Here is a 21,079-nt window from a genome sequence, read left to right on the forward strand (position 1 = left end):
TCAGGCGGGACCGACGCTCGGCGAGAAGTGGGTCAGCATCGCCAGCATGCGGTAGATGCGATCGCGCATCTCGCGGCGATCCACGATCAGATCGATCGCCCCCTTTTCGAGCAGGAACTCGGCGCGCTGGAAACCCTCGGGCAGCTTCTGGCGCACGGTCTGCTCGATCACGCGCGGACCGGCGAAACCGATCAGCGCGCGCGGCTCGGCGATGTGCACGTCGCCGAGCATCGCGCAGCTCGCGGACACGCCGCCCATCGTCGGATGGGTGAACACCGAGATATAGGGCAGCCCGCGCTCGGCGAGCTTGGTCAGGGCCGCCGAGGTCTTGGCCATCTGTAGCAGCGAGTACAGCGACTCCTGCATGCGGGCACCGCCCGAGGCATGAAAGCAGACGAAGGGCACGCCGAACTCGAGGCAGGCGTTGATGCCGCGCACGAACTTCTCGCCGACGACGCTGCCCATGGAACCGCCCATGAAGCCGAACTCGAAGGCCGCCGCGACGACCGGCATGCCGACGAGCTGGCCGCGGATCACGATCAGCGCGTCCTGCTCGTTGGTTTCGTTCTGCGCCTCTTTGAGGCGGTCGGTGTACTTGCGGCTGTCCTTGAACTTGAGCGGATCCTTGGGGGCGACTTCGGCGCCGATCTCGAAGCGCGGCTCCGGATCCAGAAACTGGTCGAGACGATGGCGCGCGCCGATCGCACGGTGGGCGCCGCACTTGGGGCAGACCTCCAAGGTGCGTTCGAGCTCGGCCCGGTACAGCACCGACTGGCAGCTCTCGCACTTGGTCCACAAGCCTTCCGGCACGTTGCGCTTGCGCGCGTTGCTGGAGAGCAGCTTTGAACCGGCAATCTTGTCGAGCCAACTCATCGAATCGGACATAGTCGCGACGGGAAGGGTGGGCCAATCTTAGCCGTGGCCGGCGTCCAGCGCCTGGCGGAGCTCCTGCAGCCGTGTCTGCAACGTCGGCGCGAGCCGCTCGGGCTGCTGCTGCAGGCGTTCGATCTCCGACACCAGGGCGCTGCCGACGACCACGCCGTCGGCGATGCGCCCGATCGCCTGCGCCGAGGCAGCGTCGCGGATGCCGAAGCCGACCGCGATCGGCAGATCGCTGTGGCGACGGATCGCGTCGAGCTTGGCGCGGACGCTGGCGGCATCGAGGTGCGCGGCGCCGGTGACGCCCTTGAGCGAGACGTAGTACAGATAGCCGCTGGCGGCGTGTGCGACCTTCGTGATGCGCGCCTCGGGACTGGTCGGCGCCAAGAGGAAAATGCAGTCGAGCCCGCGCTTGCGCAGCGCCGGCAGATAGTCCTGCGCTTCCTCGAGCGCGAGATCGACGATCAGCACCCCGTCGACACCGACCTCGCGCGCACGCTCGGCGAAGGCCTCGACGCCGCGCATCTCGATCGGATTGAGATAACCCATCAGCACCACCGGCGTGTGCGCATCGTCGCGACGGAACGCAGCGACCATGTCGAGGATGTCCCAGAGCCCGGTGCCGTGCGCGAGCGCGCGTTCGCAGGCGAGCTGGATCACCGGGCCGTCGGCCATCGGGTCGGAGAACGGCACGCCGAGTTCGATCAGGTCGGCCCCGCCGCGCACCAGCGCGTGCATCAGCGCCACCGTGTACTGCGGCGCCGGATCGCCGGCGGTGATGTACGGAATCAGCGCCTTGCGGCCGGACGCGCGCAGGGCGGCGAAGCGTTTTTCGATGCGGTTCATGCTCAAGCGAGAAATCGGGCCGCCGAAGGCCAAGGTTCGAACGAAACGTTCACAAGGTGATGCCTTCGCGCCGGGCGACGGTGAAGATGTCCTTGTCGCCGCGGCCGGAGAGGTTGATGACCAGATGCCGTTCGGCGCCGAGCTGCGGCGCGAGCTTTTTGGCATGGGCCACGGCATGCGCCGATTCGAGCGCGGGGATGATGCCCTCGGCGCGCGTCAGTTCGTGAAACGCGGCGAGCGCCTCGTCGTCGGTGACCGCGACGTACTCCACGCGGCCGCTGTCCTTGAGCCAGGCGTGCTCAGGACCGACACCCGGATAGTCCAGGCCGGCCGAGATCGAATGCGTCGGCAGGATCTGGCCGTTGGCGTCGGCCATGATGTAGGTGCGGTTGCCGTGCAACACCCCCGGCTTGCCGGCCGACAGCGGCGCCGCGTGGTCAGCGGTGTCGATGCCCCGCCCGCCGGCCTCGACGCCCACCATCCTCACCTCGCGATGATCGATGAACGGATGGAACAAGCCGATTGCATTCGAACCGCCGCCGACACAGGCGACCAGCGCGTCCGGCAAGCGCCCGAACTTCTCGCGGCTCTGGGCGAGCACCTCACGGCCGATGACGGCTTGGAAGTCGCGCACCATCATCGGATACGGATGCGGCCCGGCGACGGTACCGATCACGTAAAAGGTGTCGTCGACGTTGGTGACCCAGTCGCGCAAGGCCTCGTTCATCGCGTCCTTGAGGGTCTTGGTGCCGCTTTTCACTGGCACCACCTCGGCGCCGAGCAGCTTCATGCGAAACACGTTCGGCGACTGCCGCTCGACATCCTCGGCCCCCATGTAGACCACGCACTTGAGGCCCAGGCGCGCGGCGATCGTCGCCGACGCCACGCCGTGCTGGCCGGCGCCGGTCTCGGCGATGATGCGCGTTTTGCCCAGGTACTTGGCGAGCAGGGCCTGACCCACGGTGTTGTTCACCTTGTGCGCGCCGGTGTGGTTCAGATCCTCGCGCTTGAGCCAGATCTGCGCCCCACCCCAGGCGCGCGTCAGGCGCGCGGCGTGATACAGCGGCGACGGCCGACCGACATAGTCGCGCAGATCCTCGTCGAGCTCGCGCAGGAACTCGGGGTCCTGCCGCAACGCGTCGTAGGCTGCGGCCAGCGCGCGCAGCGGTTCCATCAGGGTTTCGGCGACGAACTGGCCGCCGTAGGGACCGAAGTGACCGCGGGTGTCGGGATATCGATAGCTCATGCTTGCACTCTCGGGGCCCCGGCGCACGCTCGCAGCGGGAGCCTTGGACTTTACGCCGTACTGCGATCGGCGCGCCGCACCGCCGCGACGAAGGCGCGCATTTTCTGCGCATCCTTGACGCCGGGCCGCGCTTCGATGCCGCTCGACACGTCGACGGCATACGGCCGCAACGCGCGGATACCGCGGCCGACGTTCTGCGGCGTCAGGCCGCCGGCGAGGATCAGCGGCTTGCGGCTTGCCGTCGCCCGCGCCCAGTCGAAGGTCTTGCCGCTGCCGCCCATGTCGCCCGGCACATGACTGTCGAGCAGCAGCGCGCTGGCGTGGCGGTGACGCCGCGCCTCGCGCGCGAGATCGACCGCGCCCCCCATGGCCACGGCCTTGACGTACGGTAGGCCGAAGCTCGCGCAGAACGCCGGCGTCTCGCCGCCGTGGAACTGCAGCAGATGCGGACGCAGCAGCTCGATCGCCCTTTGCACGAAAGCCGCGTCGGCATCCATGAACAAGGCCACGCTGGTCACCAGCGGCGGCAGCTTTGCGCGTAGCAGCGCGGCGCGTTCGGGATCGAGATAGCGCTTGCTCGCCGGCACCAGCACGAAACCAAGCGCATCCACGCCCAGATCGACCGCCAGCGCTGCGTCCACCGCGCGGCGGATGCCGCAGAACTTGATGCGGGTACGGAACACGGGCAACGGTCAGACCGGGGGGAAGACGAATGCGGGCGGCGCCGGGAGCGCGAATTCTGCCGGATATTCCGGACCCACGAAATACAACCCCGCGGCCGGCGCAGTCATGCCCGCGGCGTTGCGGTCACGCGCCGCGAGGACCTCGGCGACCCAGCACGGCGGCTGCTTGCCGAGGCCGACCACGACCAGCGTGCCGACGATGTTGCGCACCATGTGGTGCAAGAAGGCATTGCCGGTGACGTCGACCACGACGAACTCGCCGTGCCGGCGCACATGGATCGCATCGAGCCGGCGCATCGGCGTCGGCGACTGACACTGCGAATCGCGGAACGAAGAAAAATCGTGCTCGCCGAGCAGCGCCTGCGCGGCCACATGCATCGCCGTGGCGTCGAGCGGCTGCGGCCACCAGCCGGCGCGCGCGTGCACCAGGGCGCTGCGCGCACGATGGTTGTGGATCAGATAGCGGTAGTGGCGGCGCAGCGCGCTGTGGCGCGCGTGGAAGCGTGTGTCCACCGCGCGCACCCAGCGCAGCGCCAGATCCGGCGTCAACTGGGCGTTGGTCCCGAGCAGCCATGCATGGGGCGAGCGCGGCGCGTCGGAGTCGAAGTGCGCGATCTGCTGCACGGCGTGGACGCCGGCATCGGTGCGGCCGGCCGCGGTCACCGTCACCGCATGCGCGGCCACCGCCGAGAGCGCGCGTTCGAGCTCGGACTGCACGGTGAGCCGTCCCGGCAGGGCCTGCCAGCCACTGAACGCGGCGCCGTGGTACTCGATGCCGACGGCGATGCGGCTCATGCCAGGCCGCCCTGGATCGCGGCGTGCAGCGCCGCCAGCAGCCCCAGCACCAGCAGCCACTCCCACCAGCGCGGCGCGCGCGCCGCCGGCAGCTCGACCGTGCCGCCATCGACGGCGCGCGCCTCGTCCTCGATCTGCTCGATCAGTTGCGCCGCGCGCCGCCACACGCCGCCGTCTTCTCGGGGCGCGGACAGCAAGCGCCGCTCCAGGCTGCTGACGCGATCCAGCGCCAGCGCGATGCGCAGTCCGACACGATCCGGATCGACGCCGAACACGCGCAGCGGCCGCAGCAGCGTGCGCACGGCCATCACCAGTTGTGCCGTGGAGGTCAGGGCCAGCAGCAGGTAGACCGCGAGCATGAGGTCGATCAGCACCAGCGCCCGGCGCAGGCCTTCGGTGAGTCCTTCACGGCTCAGGCCCGGCAGCGCCGGCGCCAGTGGCTCGCCGGGCGTGAAACCGCCGTAGAGCACGAGAATCGCCAGCAGCAACCAGCGCAGACGAAAGACGCCGGCGCGCAGCCGTGCCAGCGCATCAGCGGCCAGCGCCCGATGCAGGATCAGAGCGGCTGCGGCAATCAGCGCCAGCGAGCTCAGCGCCATCATCGGCAGCGCCGAGGCCAGCGCCAGCAGCAGCAGCACGCGCACCGCCGGATGCACGCTCAGCGGCAAGTCGGCGACCGCGCCATCAGCCGAGCTGCGCGATCAGCTTCTGCGCATCCTGGCGCTGCGCGTCGCTGCCCTGCTGGACCACCTCATCGAGCAGCGCACGCGCCATCTCGCGGTCACCCATGTCGAGATAGGCGCGGGCCAGATCCAGCTTGGTGGCGGCTTCGTCGCTGACGTCGGCGGCATCGCCGAGATCACCGAGGTCGATGTCGTCGAGCCGGATTTCGCCAGTGACCGCGCCGGCATCGAGGCCGCCGTCGACCGCCGGTGCCGCGCCCGGCGTATCGAGGTCGAAGTCCAGTGCCGCATCCGCCGCCGGCGGCGCAGCGGGCTTGGCCGGCCTCTCGGGCTCGGCGGCCGGCGTCGGCGTGGGGGCATCGTCGAATGCAGACAGGTCGAGATCGAAATCCACCGTATTGCCGCCAGCGGCCGGCTGGGGCGCCGGCGGCTCGGCCTGCGTCGGTGTGGCGAGGTCGAACTCGCTCAGGTCGAACTCCAGCGCCGCACCCTTGTCGGCCGGGGCGAGCTGCAGCTCCGGCGTGTCCAACCGCGGAACGTCGATGGGGGTGATGTCGAAATCGAGCACGGCGCCGGCGTCGCCGTCCGGGTTCGGGGCGCTACCCAGATCCAGATCGACCGCGGTCGCGGCCGCTGCGACGCCGTCGCTGAACAAGGCATGCGCCGGCACGAGCTGCTGGCCCATGATCGCGACCTTCTGCCAGTCAGACGCGCCAAGCATCGGCTTGAGCGCCTCGGCACAGGCGACGAATTCGTCGGCCTTGCCGGCGGCGAAATAGGTCTCGGCCAGCTTCATGCGCAAATCGGCGCGCGTCGGCTCGCGTTGGATCGCCTGATTCAGCAGCAGTGCCGCCTCGTCGTACAGGCCGTAGGCGTGATGGAAGTCGGCTTCGGACAGCGGGTCGTCGGCGTCGAGCTTGATCTGGACCGTCTGCGACTCGAACTGCCCGGTCAGATCGAAGTCGACCGGCTCTTGCGCCGTAGCCGTCTTGTCCGCGCTGCCGGCGGCCTGCGTGGTGTCGAGCGCCGCGGTATCGAACTGCTCGGTCGAGAACTGCTGCGTCGACTCGCGGGTCTGCGTGGTCGCCGCGGCCGCACCGCGCTCATCGGCATCGAGCGCGGCCTGCAGCGCCTCGAACCCTTCGTCCACCGATTTTTTCTTTGCCGCGGTCGCCGCCGCAGTGGCCGCGGCTGCCGGCGCCGCGACCGCGGTCGGCTTGGGCACGGTGGCCGCGCGCGATGTGGGTTTGACGCCCATCGGGGCATCGAGGCCGGCACTACGCCCGCGCCGCGCGAGTACACGCGAGACGACGTAACCGAGCCCACCGAGGATCAGCAGGCCGAGGATCAGCGGAATCAGCAGCGTTTCGAGCAGGCTCGGTGCCGAGCTTGCCGGCAGCGGCGTGTCGACGACGATCTCCTCGTCCTCGCGGGCGGCGTCTTCGGGCACTGTGTCGCCGCTTGTTTCGAGCGGCGTGCTGTCGTCGGCCTTGAACGGATCCTCCGACGCCACATCGGACGGTAGCGCAGCATCCTGCGTGGCCTCGGGCGTCGGCGCCACCTCGGGCGTCGGCTCGACGGTCGGCTGCGGAGTCGGCGCAGGTGTCGGTTCGGGGGTCGGCTCGGGCTTGGGCGCCGGTGTGGGTTCGGGCGTGGGTTCGGGGGTCGGTGCCGCGGCGGCTTGAGGCGCGGACCTCGGCGGCGGCGCGATCGCCGCCGGCGCGGCCGTCCGGCCACGGCGCAGGCGCATCACCTCGTCGCGCGCGGCATCGGCACCCACGGCCGTGATCGTGGCCTTCGACGGCACCTCGAGGATCGCGCCTTCGAGCAGACCGTTGATGCCACCGGCGAAGGCCTGGGGATTGCTGCGGTACAGCGCCAGCAACATCTGATCCATGGTCACGCCGTCGGGACGCAGGCGCGTGGCGATGCTCCACAGGGTCTCCTTCGCGCCGACCGGGCCGTAACGACCATCCTGCAACACGGGGACGGACGGCCCGGGGTCGGACGGCGCCGCCGACGCCCGCACCGCCGGCTGCGGCGTCGGTGACGGAGTTTGTACTGGCGCCGGTGCCGGCGTAGGCACCGGCGTCTCGACCGCTGCCGGCCGTTCGACCGCGCCGGCGTGAGCGGCGGGCGCGGCGGCTTCGGCCGCCGTCTCGTAGAACACGTCGACGTCGGGCTCGACCGCGCGGAAATCCGGCGGGTCGAGCAGCACCGTGTACTCCCGCAGCATCCGGCTGTTGCCGTCGCGAATCTCCAGCAGCAGCGTCATCACCGGCTCGCGCGCCAGTTCATCGCTGCTCACCTCGATCCGCGGCAGACCGTCGGTGCGCGCACGAAAGCGCAGCGTGGACAGATAGGCCGAGCGCTCAAGACCCACGCGCTCGAACTCGGCATTGCTGGCGAGGCGGACCTCCAGCGCCGCGAGCGCCTCGGGCGTGGCGTCATGGACCGGGATGGTCGCGGCGAACCGTTGATTCAGGCGCGACGAAACCTCGATCTCGCCCAGCCCCAGCGCGGCGGCGCTTTGGACCCACCATGCGGGAAGCACGACCGCGAGCGCTGCAAGCGTGCGCCTCATGATCACTCCTGATCTCAACCTGCACCCCCAATGTTCATACGGCAGGTTAATTTGCGGACTTAAGGCTTTATACCGAATGATTTATAAATAGTCACGAACCAGGATTTCCGCGCACTCCACCGCATTGGCCGCGGCGGCGCAGCGGATGTTGTCGGCGGTCAGCCACAGCGCCACCGACTGTGCCGAGGCGCCCTGGCGCAGGCGCGCGACCTGGACCGATGCATGGGTCATCGCGTCGACCACCGGCGAAGGGCAGTCGGCCGCCTCGATCGCCTCGCGGATCTCGACGCCGTCCACGCCCGCGAGCCAGCCCGCGACGTCCTGCGGCGTCAGGGTCTCCGCGGCGGCCAGATCGACCGTCATCGCATAGCCGTAAAACAGCGGCGCCTGCAGCATGTGGACGGACACCGCCAGCGTCGGCGCCGCCAGCACGTCGCGCAGACCCTCGACGAGCTGGCGCTCGCGCGCGCCCACACCAGCACCGTCCACCGCGCCGATCTGGCCGTGGACGTTGAAGGCGATCTGCTGGGCGAAGTGCCCGCGCTGATGATGGCGCGCATTGAGCAGCGCGGTGGTCTCGCGCGCCAGATCCTGAAAAGCGAGGCGGCCGCCGTCCGAGACCGGCACCAACACGGTCAGCGTCACCGTCTGCAGCGGGCGCCGGCGATGTATCGGTGCCAGCACCTTGAGCAGCGGCACCAGGGCCCGATCCGGCGCGGCGACGATGCCGCGTTCGTTGAAACCGGCCAGCGCCTCGGCATTGACACCGGCGACGACGCGCGGAATCGCCGGATCGCGCCAGACGCTGCCGCTGGCGTCGACGACCACGCAGCCGGCGTCGGCCGCGCGCTCGGCCGCGGCGGCCAGCTTGGGATCGTCGTCGGCGAGAAAAGCGAGCTGCACCTGAGCGAAGTCGAAGGCCGCCGCCTCGTCGATCGGCAGCGTGTGGCCGGCGAACTCGACGCTGGCACCCGCCTCGGCATCGCGGCCCAGCGCGCTGATCTCGCCGGCCGGGAAACGCCGCTCGGCGAGCAATTCGAGCAAGGCGGTGCCGATCTGGCTGTCGGCCCCGAGTATGGCGAGATCGAAACGGCGTTGCATCCAAGGCCCCGGTTCGCGGGCCGCGATTCTAGCCCGCATCGCTCATCGGCGGATCGCGCGCCGGCTGCGCGAAGGCGAGCCTTCGCGCGATGCGAACTAACGCCCGAGGATGATCCGCAGCATGCGCCGCAGCGGCTCGGCCGCGCCCCAGAGCAACTGGTCGCCGATCACGAAGGCGGACAGATACTGCGGGCCGAGATTGAGCTTGCGCACGCGGCCGACGCCGACCCTGAGGCCCCCGGTGATGGCCGCGGGCGTGAGTTCGCGCATCGTCGTCGGCCGGTCGTTCGCAACCCAGTGCACCCAGGGGTTGCCGCCGCGGATGATGGTCTCGATCTCGGCCAGCGGCAGGTCGCGTTTGAGCTTGAGCGTCAGCGCCAAGCTATGACAGCGCATCGCGCCGATGCGCACGCACAGACCGTCGACCGGGATGATCGTCCCGGGCGCGGTATTGCCCAGAATCTTGTTGACCTCGGCCTGCCCCTTCCACTCTTCCTTGGACTGGCCGTTGTCGAGCTGCGCGTCGATCCACGGGATCAGGCCGCCGGCCAGCGGCGCGCCGAAGAACTCGGTCGGCACCCGGCTGCGAATCGCCTGCGCGACCCTGCGGTCGATGTCGAGGATCGCCGAGGCCGGATCGGCGAGTTGATCGGCCACCGCCGCATGCACCACGCCCATGCCCTTGAGCAGCTCGCGCATGTGATTGGCACCGGCCCCCGAGGCAGCCTGGTAGGTCATGGAGCTCACCCACTCCACCAGGCCTTCGCGGAACAGTCCGCCGACACCCATCAGCAGAATCGAGTTCGTGCAGTTGCCGCCGATGTAGTTCTTCACGCCGCGTGCGAGCGCGGCGTCGATGACATGGCGATTGACCGGGTCGAGAACGATGACGGCATCGTCCTTCATGCGCAGCGCGCTGGCGGCATCGATCCAGTAGCCGTTCCAGCCGCTGGCACGCAGCTTCGGGTAGATCTCGTTGGTGTAGTCGCCACCCTGGCAGGTGATGATGATGTCCATCGCCCGCAGTGCGGCGATGCTGTTGGCGTCCTGCAACGGCGGCGTGTCGGCGCCGTCGAGCCGCGGGCCGGGGCCGCCGACGTTGGAGGTGCTGAAGAAATGCGTCTCGACCAGTGAAAAGTCGTTCTCCTCGCGCATGCGCTGCATCAGCACCGAGCCGACCATGCCGCGCCAACCCACCATGCCCAGCTTCTTCATCGCCTGCCTCTGAGGTACCTGACTATTGACGGAGCCGACGAAACGCATCGACGACGGCGTCGCCCATTTCCCTGGTGCCGATGATCTTCTCGCCCGGCTGCGCGATGTCGGCCGTGCGATGGCCGGCACGCAGCACGGCTCTTACGGCCGCGTCGATGCGCTCGGCGATGTCGGCGCGGTCGAAGGTGTAGCGGAACATCATGCCGACGGACAGGATCATCGCCAGCGGATTGGCCTTGTTCTGGCCGGCGATGTCCGGCGCGCTGCCATGGATCGGCTCGTACAGGCCCTTGTTGTTCGCGTCCAGCGACGCCGACGGCAGCATGCCGATGGAACCCGCGAGCATCGAGGCCTCATCGGAGAGGATGTCGCCGAACAGGTTGCCGGTGACGATCACGTCGAACTGCTTCGGGTTCTTCACCAATTGCATCGCCGCATTGTCGACGTACAGGTGCGTCAGCGCGACATCCGGGTAGTCCTTGCCGACGCGGATCATCACCTCGCGCCACAGCCGCGAGGTCTCCAGCACGTTTTCCTTGTCCACCGAGCACAGCCGACGGCTGCGCTTGCGCGCGGCCTCGAAGGCGACACGGGCGATGCGCTCGATCTCCGGCGCGCTGTAGTGCATGGTGTCGTAGCCTTCCTCGTGCCCTTGCGCGTTCGTGCGACGCCCGCGCGGCTGGCCGAAGTAGATGTCGCCGGTCAGCTCGCGCAGGATCAGGATGTCCAGGCCGGCGATCACCTCGGGCTTGAACGAGGACGCCGCCGAGAGCTCCGCGTATGCCAGCGCCGGACGCAGATTCGCGAACAGGCCCAAGTCCTTGCGGATGCCGAGGATGCCCTGCTCCGGGCGCACCGCTCGCGGCAGCGCGTCGTACTTCGGCCCGCCGACCGCGCCCATCAGGATCGCATCGGCGGCACGCGCGGCCTGCTGCGTCGACGGCGGATACGGATGCCCTTCGGCGTCATAGGCCGCGCCGCCGAGATGGCCAAAGCGCCATTCGATCTTCTCCCCTTCGGCCTTGAGCGCTTCGAGCAGCTTGACCGCCTCGGCGGCGATCTCGGGGCCGATGTAGTCGCCGGGGAGGATCAGGATCTTCTTGTTGCTCATCTGGCGACTCCTCCCTTTCAGTTGAACAACCACGGCGCCTCGACACGGCGCTTTGCCTCATACGCCTTGATCGCATCCGCCTGCTGCAGGGTCAGCCCGATCTCGTCGAGACCATGGATGAGGTTGTGCTTGTGATGCGGATTGATCGGAAAGCCGAAGCTGCGGCCATCGGCGAGCCTCACCTGCTGCGCCGGCAGATCGATGGTCACCCGCGCCTCGGCATCGGCGTTCACCAGATCGAAGATCGCCTGCACTTGCTCGGCCTTCAGCACCACCGGCAGCACGCCGTTCTTGAAGCAGTTGGAAAAGAAGATGTCGGCGAAACTCGGCGCGATCACAGCGCGAAAACCGTAGTCGTCCAAGGCCCAGACGGCGTGCTCGCGCGAGGAGCCGCAGCCGAAATTGTCGCGCGCGAGCAGGATCTGCGCGCCGCGATGCTTGGGATCGTTGAGCACGAAATCCGGATTCGGCCGCCGCGTCGCCGGATCGGTGTCCAGCGTCCCCTCGTCGAGATAACGCCAGTCATCGAACAGGAACGGGCCGAACCCGGTCCTGCGGATCGACTTCAGATACTGCTTGGGGATGATCGCGTCGGTATCGACGTTGGGTCGATCCAGCGGCATGACCTTTGCGGTGACGACGGTAAACGCACGCATCAAAACTTCCTCACGTCGACGAAGTGACCGGCGATGCCCGCCGCCGCGGCCATCGCCGGGCTGACGAGGTGTGTGCGCCCGCCCAGACCCTGCCGGCCTTCGAAGTTGCGGTTGCTGGTGGAGGCGCAGCGCTCGCCGGGCTGCAGACGATCGGCATTCATCGCCAGGCACATGGAGCAGCCGGGCTCGCGCCACTCGAAGCCGGCGTCGATGAAGATCTTGTCGAGTCCCTCGGCTTCGGCCTGCCGCTTGACGAGGCCAGAACCGGGCACGACCAGCGCGAGCTTCACGTTCGCGGCCTTGCGCCTGCCCTTGACCACGGCTGCGGCGGCACGCAGGTCCTCGATGCGCGAGTTCGTGCACGAGCCGATGAACACTTTGTCGATGGCGATCTCGGTGATCGGCGTGTTCGGCGCCAGTCCCATGTAAGCGAGCGCCTTTTCCATACCGTTGCGCTTGACCGGGTCGGCCACACGCGCCGGATCGGGCACGCGCGCCGACACCGGACCGACCATCTCCGGCGACGTGCCCCAGGTCACCTGCGGCTCGATGTCGCCGGCATCGAGCTCGACTACCTTGTCGAATACGGCGCCCGGATCGCTGCGCAACTGCTTCCAGCTCGCCACCGCGGCGTCCCAGTCCTGCGCTCGCGGCGCGAACGGCCGCCCTTTCACGTAATCGATGGTCTTGTCGTCGACGGCGACGAGGCCGGCGCGCGCGCCGCTCTCGATCGCCATGTTGCACAGGGTCATGCGCCCTTCCATGCTCAGCGCCTCGATCGCCTCGCCGGCGTATTCAATGACGTGGCCGGTACCGCCGGCGGTGCCGATGCGACCGATGATCGCGAGCGCGATGTCCTTGGCGGTGACGCCCGCGCCGAGGCGGCCGTCGACGCGGACCAGCATGGTCTTGGCGCGCTGCAGCACCAGCGTCTGCGTCGCCAGCACGTGCTCGACCTCGGAGGTGCCGATACCGAAGGCCAGCGCACCGAAGGCCCCGTGGGTCGAGGTATGCGAATCCCCGCACACCACCGTCATGCCGGGCAGGGTCGCCCCCTGCTCGGGTCCGACCACATGGACGATGCCCTGACGTGCATCGTTCATGCGGAACTCGGTGATACCGAACTCCGCGCAGTTGGCGTCGAGCGCATCGACCTGGGCGCGCGAGATCGGGTCCTCGATGCCGTGTACGCGATCCGGCGTGGTCGGCACGTTGTGATCGGCCACGGCGAGATTCGCGTCCACCCGCCACGGCTTGCGACCGTTCATGCGCAGGCCGTCGAAGGCCTGCGGGCTGGTGACCTCGTGAACCAGATGACGGTCGATGTAGATCAGCGCCGAGCCATCGCCGTGGTCGGCGACGACGTGCGCATCCCAGATCTTGTCATACAGGGTACGGGGGGTGGTCGTGGCGTTTTGGGGCATGGCCGTAGCCTGGGGCGTCGTGGAGCGGGCGCATCTTAGGCGCCGCTCATCAATAACTCCAATGAATCGTTATCATAATTGGCATTCCATATCAGAATCGAGGGCACGCCATGGACACTCAGCTCCTGTCGGCCTTCATCGCGGTCGCCGAGACCGGCTCCTTCACCCAGGCCGCCACGCGCCTGCACCTGTCGCAACCGGCGGTCAGCAAGCGCATCGGCGCGCTCGAAGCGCAGATCGGGCAGGCGCTGTTCGATCGCGTAGGTCGCACCGTGAGCCTCACCGAGGCCGCTCGTACGCTGCTGCCCTACGCGCGCAAAGCGCTGCAGGAGATCGAAGATGCACGGCGCGCGCTGTCGCAGCTCGACGGCCGCGTCGGCGGCCGGCTGTCGATCGGCACCAGCCACCACATCGGCCTGCACCGCCTGCCGCCGGTGCTCGGTCAGTTCACGCGCGAGTTCGCCCAGGTCGATCTGGACATCCATTTCATGGACTCGGAGCTGGCCTGCGAGGCGGTGCTCGCCGGCAAGCTCGAACTGGGCATCGTCACGCTACCGACAGAGCCTCTGGCGTCGCTGCGGCAGCGCCGCGTCTGGCCCGATCCCCTGATCGTCGTCGTCGCACCCGACCATCCGCTGGCCCGTCGCCGCCAGGTCTCGCCGCGTCAGCTCGCCGAGCACGCGGCCGTGCTGCCCGATGCGGCGACGTATACGCATCGCATCCTCACCCACGCGCTCGAACGCGAAGGCGTGCGCCCGCACGTGCGCCTGGCGACCAACTACCTCGAAACCCTGAAGATGCTGGTCGGCATCGGCCTGGGCTGGAGCGTGTTGCCGGAATCGATGCTCGACGACACGCTGGTGCGCATCGACGTTCCGCGCTTGCGCCTGCGCCGCGATCTCGGCCTGGTCTGGCACGAACGGCGCACGCTCTCCGGCGCGGCGCAGGCCCTGATGCGCCTGTTGCCGGCCGGCTGAGGCGCGCGCGACTCGACGCTCGGTTCGTGTGCGGCCATCCGCAGCCGGCTCGAGGCCTGGAAAGCGTCGCAGATCAAGGCCGCGGCGCATCGCTCGGCAGATCACGCCAGGCGACGCCAAGGCCAAGCGCCGCGACCAGGGCCGCGGCGGCGAAAGCCGCCTCCGGCGAGACATGGTCCCAGATTAGGCCGCTGCCGAGGCTACCGAGGCTGCCGCCGACGCCGTAGGCGACCGCGTTGTAGACCGCCTGCCCGCGCCCCTGCAGGGCACCGGGGAACAGGCGCTGTACGTAGAACACCGCGACGCTGTGATAGGCGCCGAAGCTGGTCGCGTGCAGCAACTGGCTCAAGAGCAGTACCGCAAGCTCATCGACCAGGGTCGCGGTCAGCAGCCAGCGCAGCGCCGTGGTCGCCAAGGCCAGCAGCATCACCGCACGCGCGCCGAAGCGCCGGATGTAGCGACCGATCACGACGAACAGGCCGATCTCGGCGACGACGCCGACCGTCCACAGCACGCCGGCGAGGCTGCGGCGATAGCCGTGCTGTTCGAGAAACAGCGTGAAAAAGTTGTAGTAAGGCGCGAAGCTGAGCTGCGAACAGAAGCACACGAGCAGGAAGGCAAGCACCTCGCGACGGCGCAGCACCGAAAGGATCGGCAGCCGCGGCACATCGCGCGAGTACGCGTCCGGTGGTTCGGACACCGCCCAGGTCGCGCCGGCCATGCCCAGCCAAAAGAAGCCGACCAGCCATGGCAGCCATAGCATGCCGGTCAGATCCAGCAGCGCGCCGAGCGTGAGCACGGCGACGACGAAGCCGACCGAGCCCCACAGCCGGATGCGGCTGTAATCACCGCCGCTGACGAGTAAGTGATTGAGCGTGACCACCTCGAATTGCGGCAGCAGTGCGTGCCAGAACAGCGTGTACGCGACCATCAGAACGCCGATCCAACCGACGCCGTCGACGAAGGGGATCGCCATGAAAGTCAGCAGCGCGGCGACGCTGGCCCAGCGGATCAGGCGCATGCGCTCGCCGCGCGCGTCGGCCCACCAGCCCCAGGCGATCGGCACGATCGAACGCATCACCCCCATCAGCGCGAAGGCCACACCCATCTGCAGCGCGCTGAACCCGCGCGCCTGCAGATACGGCGCCCAATACGGCATGAACGCGCCGACCGTCGCGTAGTAGAAGAAATAGAATCCGGCGAGCCGCCGATGCAGGCGCTCGACGCCTGCCTCTGGCGGGCGCATGGACTCAGTCGTCCCCGGCCGGGATGCGCGGCGTCGCCGGCTTGACGTCGGCGTTCTGCGCGCGCTGGCGCAGCCAGTGATCCATCAGCACCAAGGCCATCATCGCCTCGCCGATCGGCGTCGCGCGCAAGCCGACGCAGGGATCGTGACGGCCGGTGGTGCGCACCTCGGTCGCGGCACCGGTTTCGTCGATGCTCTTGCCGAGCGCGGTGATGCTCGACGTCGGCTTGATCGCATAGCGCGCGTAAACCGTCTGCCCGGTGCTGATGCCGCCGGCAATGCCGCCGGAGTGGTTGGCGAGAAAGCCGTCCGGGCTCATCTCGTCGCGATGCTCGGTGCCGCGCATCGCTGCAACGCGCATGCCGTCGCCGATTTCGACGCCTTTGACCGCGTTGATCGACATCAGCGCGTGCGCGAGGTCCGCGTCGAGCCGGTCGAACACCGGCTCACCGAGCCCCGGCGGCACGTTGCGCGCCTCGACGTAGAGCCGCGCACCGACCGAATCGCCCTCGCGGCGCAGGCGGTCGATCAGCCGTTCCAGCTCCGGCACGCGCGCCGGATCGGCGCAGAAGAACGGGTTGGTGTGCACCGCCGACCAATCGACGATCGCGCATTCGATCGGCCCGACCTGCTCCACACAGCCGCGGATCTCGATGCCCAGCCGCTCGCGCAGGTACTTGCGCGCGATCGCGCCGGCGGCGACGCGCACCGCGGTCTCGCGCGCACTGGAGCGGCCGCCGCCGCGGTGGTCGCGCACGCCGTACTTCTGGATATAGGCGTAATCGGCGTGATTGGGCCGGAACACCTGCTTGATCTTCTCATAGTCGTAGCTGCGCTGATCCGTGTTGCGGATCAACAGCGCGATCGGCGTGCCGGTGGTCCGCCCCTCGAACACACCGGACAGAATCTCGACCCGATCCGCTTCCTTGCGCTGGGTGACGTACTTCGACGTGCCTGGCCGGCGTCGGTCGAGATCCGGCTGGATGTCGGCCTCGGACAAGGCCAGCCCCGGCGGACAGCCGTCGACGACGCAGCCGATGGCCGGTCCATGGCTCTCGCCGAAACTCGTCACGCAGAACAGCTTGCCGAAAGTGTTTCCCGACATCGTTCGATCCGCAGCTCAAGGCCGACGACCGCGCAGGGGCCGCCCCCACGACGCGCGCTCATCCGCGAGCATGCGCGGACTCCAGATCTTCCCGCGAAATCACGAACACGCCGTCGCCACCGCGCTCGAACTCGATCCAGGTAACCGGCAGCCGCGGCCAGCGCGCCGCGAACGCATCGACGCTGCCGCCGACCTCACAGATCAATAGTCCGCCGCTCGCAAGACGCTCGCGCGCGCCGTCGAGGATGCGTGCGACCACGTCCATGCCGTCCTCACCGGCGGCCAGGGCCCGCCGCGGTTCGTGGCGGTACTCGGGCGCGAGCGCACGCCATTCGGCCTCGGGCACGTACGGCGGGTTGGCGACGATCAGGTCGTAGCGCGCATCGCCGAGACCCTCGTAGACGTCCGAGCGGATCGCGCGCACGCGATCGCCCAGGCCGTGGCGCTCGATGTTGCGTCGGCACACCGCGAGCGCGCCGGCGTCGATCTCGGCGAGGTCGACCTCGGCGTCCTCGAACACCGCCGCGGTGGCGATGCCGATGCAGCCACTGCCGGCGCACAGATCGAGCACGCGTGCCGGCGGCTGGCGCAGCCATGGCGCGTAGCCACGCTCGATCAGCTCGCCGATCGGCGAGCGTGGGATCAGCACGCGCTCGTCGATCTCGAAATCAAGGCCGGCGAAGCGAATGCGGCCGAGTAGATAGGCGGCCGGCTTGCGGCTGCTGACGCGCAGACGCAAAAGGCGCAGCACGGCATCGCGCTCGCGCGCGGTCACCGCCGCTTCCAGATACAGCGCCGGCAGGTCGAAAGGCAGATGCAGGGCGTGCAGCACCAGCGCATAGGCCTCGTCGAGTGCGTTGTCGGTCCCGTGTCCGAAATGCAGACCGGCCTCGGCGAAACGGCTCGCGCCCCAGCGCACGAGATCGCGCACGGTGCAAAGCGCTGCGGCGTCGTCGGAAGCGGACATGCGCGGGAAGACCGGATCGAGGCTGTGAAATAATGGGCGCGCATTATGCGGCGGCACCCGCCGACGCGCCAACGAAGGACCATCGCCGGATTCTCACCGTGCCATCCGCCTCATCTCCCAACAAGACCGCGCTCACGGTGTTCCTCGCCGCGCTCGCGCTGATCGGCGGCGTGCTCGCCGCCGTGTACATGACGGCGCCCAAGACCACCGTGATCGAGTCCGGCACGCTGTTGCAGCAGCCGCGCGCCCTGCCCGCGTTCCAGCTCGTCGACGAAACCGGCGCCGCCTTCACCAACGCGCAACTGCAGGGCCGCTGGACGCTGATCTTCCCGGGCTTCACCTATTGCCCCGACATCTGCCCGACCACGCTGGGCCTGCTCAAGACCGTGCAGTCGCAGCTCGGCGCGCGCGCCGACGCCCTGCAGGTGCTGCTGTTCTCCGTGGACCCGGAGCGCGACACGCCCGCGGTGATGCAGCGTTATGTGCATTTCTTCAGCCCCGCGTTCAAAGGCGCAACCGCACCCGAGCCGGCGCTACGCGAGTTCGCTCAGGCGCTCGGCGTGGCCTATGCGAAAGTGCCCGGCGCGACCGAACAGAGCTACACCATGGACCACTCCGCCGCGCTGGTGTTGATCAATCCGCGCGGCGAGATCGCCGGCTACTTCACGCCACCGCATCGGGTGGAGGCGCTGGTCAAGGACCTGGGCGCCTTGATCGAGAACGGCGCGTGAACCGCGCTCGGCTCGCGATCCTTTCGCTCGTCGCGCTCGCCGCCTGCGGGCGCACGCCACCGGCCGCACCGAGCGCCGTGGACGGCTGGCTGCGCCTCGCGCCCCCGGGCGCGAACGCCAGCGCCGGCTACCTGCGTCTGCGCAACCCGACCGCACAGACCCTGCGCTGCGATCGTGTCGTCTCGACCGATTTCGGCGCCGCCGAGCTGCACCGCAGCGTGATCGAGGACGGCCGTTCGCGCATGTTGCGCGACCAGGTCATCGAGGTGCCGCCACATGGCGAGGCCGAGCTCGCGCCCGGCGGCTATCACCTGATGCTGTTCCGGCCGCAGCGCGACCTCGCCGAGGGCGATACCGTGCAGGTGACGCTGCACTGCGGCGAGCGTACCGTCGATGCCGTGCTCGGCGTGCGCAAGGCATGAGCGCTCGAGACCACATCGGCGGCGCCTACTTGGCCGACCGGTTGTTCGCGCTGCTGCAGCTCTGCCTGCCGACGCGCTGGCTGTCGCTGCTGGTCCACCGCATCGCCAACATCCGCCACACGGCGTTCAAGAACGCACTGATCCGCCTGTTCCTGCGCGGCTACCCCGTGGATCTCTCGGAGTCCGAATCCCCGGTCGCCGAGAACTACGCGAGCTTCAATCACTTCTTCACACGCGCGCTGCGCCCCGGGGCACGCCCGCTGCCCGAGGCGCAAGACGCCTTCGTCAGCCCGGTGGACGGCACCATCAGCCAGCTCGGCGAGATCCGCGACGGCCGCGTGTTCCAGGCCAAGGGTCACGAGTACACGGTGCTCGAACTGCTCGCCGGCGACGAGGACGCGGCGCGCCGCTTCGCCCACGGCCGGTTCTGCACGATCTACCTCGCGCCGTACAACTACCACCGCATCCACATGCCCATCGACGGCCGCCTGCGCCGCTGGAGCTACGTGCCGGGCCGCCTGTTCAGCGTCAACGCCGCGACGGCGCGCGCCATGCCGCGTCTGTTCGCGCGCAACGAAAGGCTCAACGCCGTGTTCGACACGCCGGCTGGCGATGTCGCGGTGTCGATGATCGGTGCGCTGTTCGTCGGATCGCTGGAAACGGTCTGGGCCGGCTGCGTGACGCCGCCGCATGCTCGCGGTGAGCCGCAGTTCTACGAGACCATGAACCCGGTGCGGCTCGGCCGCGGCGAGGAACTCGGCCGCTTCAACATGGGCTCGACCGTGATCCTGCTCACCGAACCCGGCGCCGTGGACTGGTCGCCGCGACTCGCCGCCGGTTCGACCGTGCGCATGGGCGAAGCGCTCGGCCGCTGGCGCGCGCCGCGCTGAACGCGAACCTTGTCCGCACGCCGCGCTCTAAGCATCATGTCCAGACTCTCCTGCCTTGCCGCGCTGCCGCTTGCGATCGTCGCCGGCGTCCTCGCGCAGACCGATGCGCCGCTGCCGCCATCGGCGATCGACCTACCGCACATCGGCGAGCCGGCCGACAACACGCTCTCGCCGATGCAGGAAAAGGCGCTCGGCGCGCGCGTGATGGGCGAGCTCTACCGCGGCGGCTACATCCTCGAAGACCCCGAACTCACCGATTACATCTCGGCGATCGGCTGGAAGCTCGCCGCACACAGTGCGACGCGTGCCCCCGAGCTGACCTTCTTCATGGTCAAGGACAATCGCATCAACGCCTTTGCGATGCCCGGGGGCTACATCGGCTTCAACACCGGCCTTTTGATCGCCGCGGACACCGAAAGCGAAGTCGCCGGCGTGATGGGCCACGAGCTGGCCCACGTGACCCAGCGCCACCTGGCGCGCACCGCCGCCGATACCGAGGTCGCCAACATCGCCACCTGGCTCGGGGTGATCGCCGCGATCATCGCCGGCTCGGCCGATCCGGACGTGGTCATGGGTGCGCTGTCGCTGGGCCAAGCCATGAGCTATCAGCGCCAGGTCAGCTACACGCGCGCACACGAGCACGAGGCCGACCGCATCGGCATCCAGACCATGGCCAAGGCCGGCTACGACCCCAACGGCATGGCCAGCTTCTTCCAAAAGCTCGGCCAGCAGGCCCGGCTCTACGGCAGCGGCTTGCCGGAAATCCTGCGCACCCACCCGCTGACCACCAACCGCATCGCCGAGGCGCGGGCGCGCGCCGCCGAAATGCCGGCGGTCGAAGTGAAGGACCCGCCCGAGTTCGGCTTCATGCGAGCACGCGCGCGCGTGCTCTCCGCCGAACGCCCGAGCATCGCGGTCAACGACTTCGGCGCCAGTATCGCGGCCGGCCGCGACAGCGACGAAAACCGCTACGGACTCGCCTTCGCGCTCGGCGAAACCGGACAGGTGGAACGCGCCCTCGAGATCATGCAGACCCTCGACCGACGCCACCCGAATCAGGCCAATGTGCAGCTCCTGCACGGACGCTTGCTGATGCTCGCCGGGCGGCACGAGCAGGGACTGGTGACTCTGGAACGCAGCCTGCAGCGCTATCCGCGCTATGCACCGGCGATCCTCACCTACGCCGAAGCCCTGATGGCGGCCGGCCGACCCGATGACGCACGTCAGGTGCTGCTCGCGCACGAGCAGGCGCTCGGCACCCAGCTCCACACCTTCAACCTGCTGGCTCGGGCCGCGCGCGAGAGCGGCAACATGGCCGAAGCCTCGTACCAGATGGCCACCTTCCTGCACCGGCGCGGCGACGCCGGGCAGGCCTTGGCCCAGCTCGATGCCGGCCTGCGCCTGCCGGATCTCGACGACAAGCAACGCGCGCGCCTTTTGGCCAAGCGCCGCGAAGTCCGCGCCAGCTTGCCGGACAACTGGCGGCCGCTCGACGAACGCGATCGCTGAACAAGGCGA

At 68.9% G+C, this 21,079-nt stretch carries 20 protein-coding genes; 5 read left to right on the forward strand and 15 right to left on the reverse strand.

Annotated features, from left to right (window positions below):
* From accD to leuC, 12 genes are all read right to left on the reverse strand, one after another.
* Positions 1-885 (reverse strand): acetyl-CoA carboxylase, carboxyltransferase subunit beta, encoded by an 885-nt coding sequence (gene accD / locus ABSH63_RS10640; RefSeq protein ID WP_352889665.1) that lies wholly within the window; start codon positions 883-885, stop codon positions 1-3.
* Positions 886-912: 27 nt separating this feature from the next.
* Positions 913-1,725, reverse strand: a complete 813-nt coding sequence (gene trpA, locus ABSH63_RS10645; RefSeq protein WP_352889667.1) for a tryptophan synthase subunit alpha — start codon at positions 1,723-1,725, stop codon at positions 913-915.
* A 49-nt stretch (positions 1,726-1,774) separates the two neighbouring features.
* Positions 1,775-2,971, reverse strand: coding sequence for a tryptophan synthase subunit beta (gene trpB, locus ABSH63_RS10650; RefSeq protein ID WP_352889669.1), 1,197 nt, complete (start codon positions 2,969-2,971; stop codon positions 1,775-1,777).
* A 50-nt stretch (positions 2,972-3,021) separates the two neighbouring features.
* A complete protein-coding gene (locus ABSH63_RS10655; protein ID WP_352889671.1) occupies positions 3,022-3,654 on the reverse strand; it encodes a phosphoribosylanthranilate isomerase in 633 nt (210 codons plus the stop codon).
* Between the two features lie 9 nt (positions 3,655-3,663).
* On the reverse strand, positions 3,664-4,449 hold the full coding sequence (gene truA, locus ABSH63_RS10660) for a tRNA pseudouridine(38-40) synthase TruA (RefSeq protein WP_352889673.1): 786 nt from the start codon (positions 4,447-4,449) through the stop codon (positions 3,664-3,666).
* Complete coding sequence (locus ABSH63_RS10665) at positions 4,446-5,117, reverse strand: hypothetical protein (protein ID WP_352889675.1); 672 nt, start codon at positions 5,115-5,117, stop codon at positions 4,446-4,448. The genes truA and ABSH63_RS10665 overlap by 4 nt, the downstream gene beginning before the upstream one ends.
* 16 nt (positions 5,118-5,133) lie before the next feature.
* A complete protein-coding gene (locus ABSH63_RS10670) occupies positions 5,134-7,716 on the reverse strand; it encodes a FimV/HubP family polar landmark protein (RefSeq protein ID WP_352889676.1) in 2,583 nt (860 codons plus the stop codon).
* Positions 7,717-7,797: 81 nt separating this feature from the next.
* Positions 7,798-8,817, reverse strand: a complete 1,020-nt coding sequence (locus tag ABSH63_RS10675; RefSeq protein ID WP_352889677.1) for an Asd/ArgC dimerization domain-containing protein — start codon at positions 8,815-8,817, stop codon at positions 7,798-7,800.
* 96 nt (positions 8,818-8,913) lie between these two features.
* Positions 8,914-10,032, reverse strand: coding sequence for an aspartate-semialdehyde dehydrogenase (asd, locus tag ABSH63_RS10680; protein WP_352889678.1), 1,119 nt, complete (start codon positions 10,030-10,032; stop codon positions 8,914-8,916).
* Between the two features lie 22 nt (positions 10,033-10,054).
* Entirely contained in the window at positions 10,055-11,143 is a 1,089-nt protein-coding gene (leuB, locus tag ABSH63_RS10685) for a 3-isopropylmalate dehydrogenase (protein ID WP_352889679.1), read from the reverse strand.
* A 17-nt stretch (positions 11,144-11,160) separates the two neighbouring features.
* Positions 11,161-11,799 (reverse strand): 3-isopropylmalate dehydratase small subunit, encoded by a 639-nt coding sequence (gene leuD / locus ABSH63_RS10690; RefSeq protein WP_352889681.1) that lies wholly within the window; start codon positions 11,797-11,799, stop codon positions 11,161-11,163.
* Entirely contained in the window at positions 11,799-13,223 is a 1,425-nt protein-coding gene (gene leuC, locus ABSH63_RS10695; RefSeq protein WP_352889682.1) for a 3-isopropylmalate dehydratase large subunit, read from the reverse strand. Before leuC ends, leuD begins: the two co-directional genes overlap by 1 nt.
* A gap of 110 nt (positions 13,224-13,333) precedes the next feature.
* On the opposite strand from leuC, the gene ABSH63_RS10700 reads away from it, so the two are divergent.
* Entirely contained in the window at positions 13,334-14,200 is an 867-nt protein-coding gene (locus ABSH63_RS10700) for a LysR family transcriptional regulator (protein WP_352889683.1), read from the forward strand.
* Between the two features lie 73 nt (positions 14,201-14,273).
* On the opposite strand, the gene ABSH63_RS10705 is transcribed toward ABSH63_RS10700, so the two are convergent.
* Genes ABSH63_RS10705 through prmB form a run of 3 tightly spaced genes read right to left on the reverse strand, consistent with a single transcriptional unit; the run spans position 14,274 to position 17,518 of the window.
* Complete coding sequence (locus ABSH63_RS10705) at positions 14,274-15,446, reverse strand: MFS transporter (RefSeq protein WP_352889684.1); 1,173 nt, start codon at positions 15,444-15,446, stop codon at positions 14,274-14,276.
* A gap of 4 nt (positions 15,447-15,450) precedes the next feature.
* Entirely contained in the window at positions 15,451-16,551 is a 1,101-nt protein-coding gene (gene aroC / locus ABSH63_RS10710; RefSeq protein ID WP_352889686.1) for a chorismate synthase, read from the reverse strand.
* Between the two features lie 58 nt (positions 16,552-16,609).
* Entirely contained in the window at positions 16,610-17,518 is a 909-nt protein-coding gene (prmB, locus tag ABSH63_RS10715; RefSeq protein ID WP_352889687.1) for a 50S ribosomal protein L3 N(5)-glutamine methyltransferase, read from the reverse strand.
* A gap of 98 nt (positions 17,519-17,616) precedes the next feature.
* Between prmB and ABSH63_RS10720 the strand changes: the two genes are divergently transcribed.
* The 4 genes from ABSH63_RS10720 to ABSH63_RS10735 are packed head-to-tail and all read left to right on the forward strand — an operon-like array spanning position 17,617 to position 21,070.
* Positions 17,617-18,249 (forward strand): SCO family protein, encoded by a 633-nt coding sequence (locus ABSH63_RS10720; RefSeq protein ID WP_352889689.1) that lies wholly within the window; start codon positions 17,617-17,619, stop codon positions 18,247-18,249.
* Positions 18,246-18,671, forward strand: a complete 426-nt coding sequence (locus tag ABSH63_RS10725) for a copper chaperone PCu(A)C (RefSeq protein WP_352889690.1) — start codon at positions 18,246-18,248, stop codon at positions 18,669-18,671. Before ABSH63_RS10720 ends, ABSH63_RS10725 begins: the two co-directional genes overlap by 4 nt.
* Positions 18,668-19,561: an archaetidylserine decarboxylase gene (gene asd / locus ABSH63_RS10730; RefSeq protein ID WP_352889691.1), complete on the forward strand. Its 894-nt coding sequence runs from the start codon at positions 18,668-18,670 to the stop codon at positions 19,559-19,561. The genes ABSH63_RS10725 and asd (ABSH63_RS10730) overlap by 4 nt, the downstream gene beginning before the upstream one ends.
* Before the next feature lie 36 nt (positions 19,562-19,597).
* Positions 19,598-21,070, forward strand: a complete 1,473-nt coding sequence (locus tag ABSH63_RS10735) for a M48 family metalloprotease (protein WP_352889692.1) — start codon at positions 19,598-19,600, stop codon at positions 21,068-21,070.
* Positions 21,071-21,079: the final 9 nt, after the last annotated feature.

Origin of the sequence: Sinimarinibacterium thermocellulolyticum (assembly GCF_040327995.1) — a bacterium.
In the GTDB taxonomy this organism is placed as follows: Bacteria; Pseudomonadota; Gammaproteobacteria; order Nevskiales; family Nevskiaceae; genus Solimonas; species Solimonas thermocellulolyticum.

Coding starts and splice junctions, on each gene's coding strand:
- trpB (WP_352889669.1), bottom strand. CDS start 2,971: ATGAGCTATCGATATCCCGACACCCGCGGTCACTTCGGTCCCTACGGC.
- leuB (WP_352889679.1), bottom strand. CDS start 11,143: ATGAGCAACAAGAAGATCCTGATCCTCCCCGGCGACTACATCGGCCCC.
- ABSH63_RS10735 (WP_352889692.1), top strand. CDS start 19,598: ATGTCCAGACTCTCCTGCCTTGCCGCGCTGCCGCTTGCGATCGTCGCC.
- prmB (WP_352889687.1), bottom strand. CDS start 17,518: ATGTCCGCTTCCGACGACGCCGCAGCGCTTTGCACCGTGCGCGATCTC.
- asd (WP_352889691.1), top strand. CDS start 18,668: ATGAGCGCTCGAGACCACATCGGCGGCGCCTACTTGGCCGACCGGTTG.
- truA (WP_352889673.1), bottom strand. CDS start 4,449: ATGAGCCGCATCGCCGTCGGCATCGAGTACCACGGCGCCGCGTTCAGT.
- asd (WP_352889678.1), bottom strand. CDS start 10,032: ATGAAGAAGCTGGGCATGGTGGGTTGGCGCGGCATGGTCGGCTCGGTG.
- aroC (WP_352889686.1), bottom strand. CDS start 16,551: ATGTCGGGAAACACTTTCGGCAAGCTGTTCTGCGTGACGAGTTTCGGC.
- ABSH63_RS10700 (WP_352889683.1), top strand. CDS start 13,334: ATGGACACTCAGCTCCTGTCGGCCTTCATCGCGGTCGCCGAGACCGGC.
- trpA (WP_352889667.1), bottom strand. CDS start 1,725: ATGAACCGCATCGAAAAACGCTTCGCCGCCCTGCGCGCGTCCGGCCGC.
- ABSH63_RS10705 (WP_352889684.1), bottom strand. CDS start 15,446: ATGCGCCCGCCAGAGGCAGGCGTCGAGCGCCTGCATCGGCGGCTCGCC.
- leuD (WP_352889681.1), bottom strand. CDS start 11,799: ATGCGTGCGTTTACCGTCGTCACCGCAAAGGTCATGCCGCTGGATCGA.
- leuC (WP_352889682.1), bottom strand. CDS start 13,223: ATGCCCCAAAACGCCACGACCACCCCCCGTACCCTGTATGACAAGATC.
- ABSH63_RS10675 (WP_352889677.1), bottom strand. CDS start 8,817: ATGCAACGCCGTTTCGATCTCGCCATACTCGGGGCCGACAGCCAGATC.
- accD (WP_352889665.1), bottom strand. CDS start 885: ATGTCCGATTCGATGAGTTGGCTCGACAAGATTGCCGGTTCAAAGCTG.
- ABSH63_RS10670 (WP_352889676.1), bottom strand. CDS start 7,716: ATGAGGCGCACGCTTGCAGCGCTCGCGGTCGTGCTTCCCGCATGGTGG.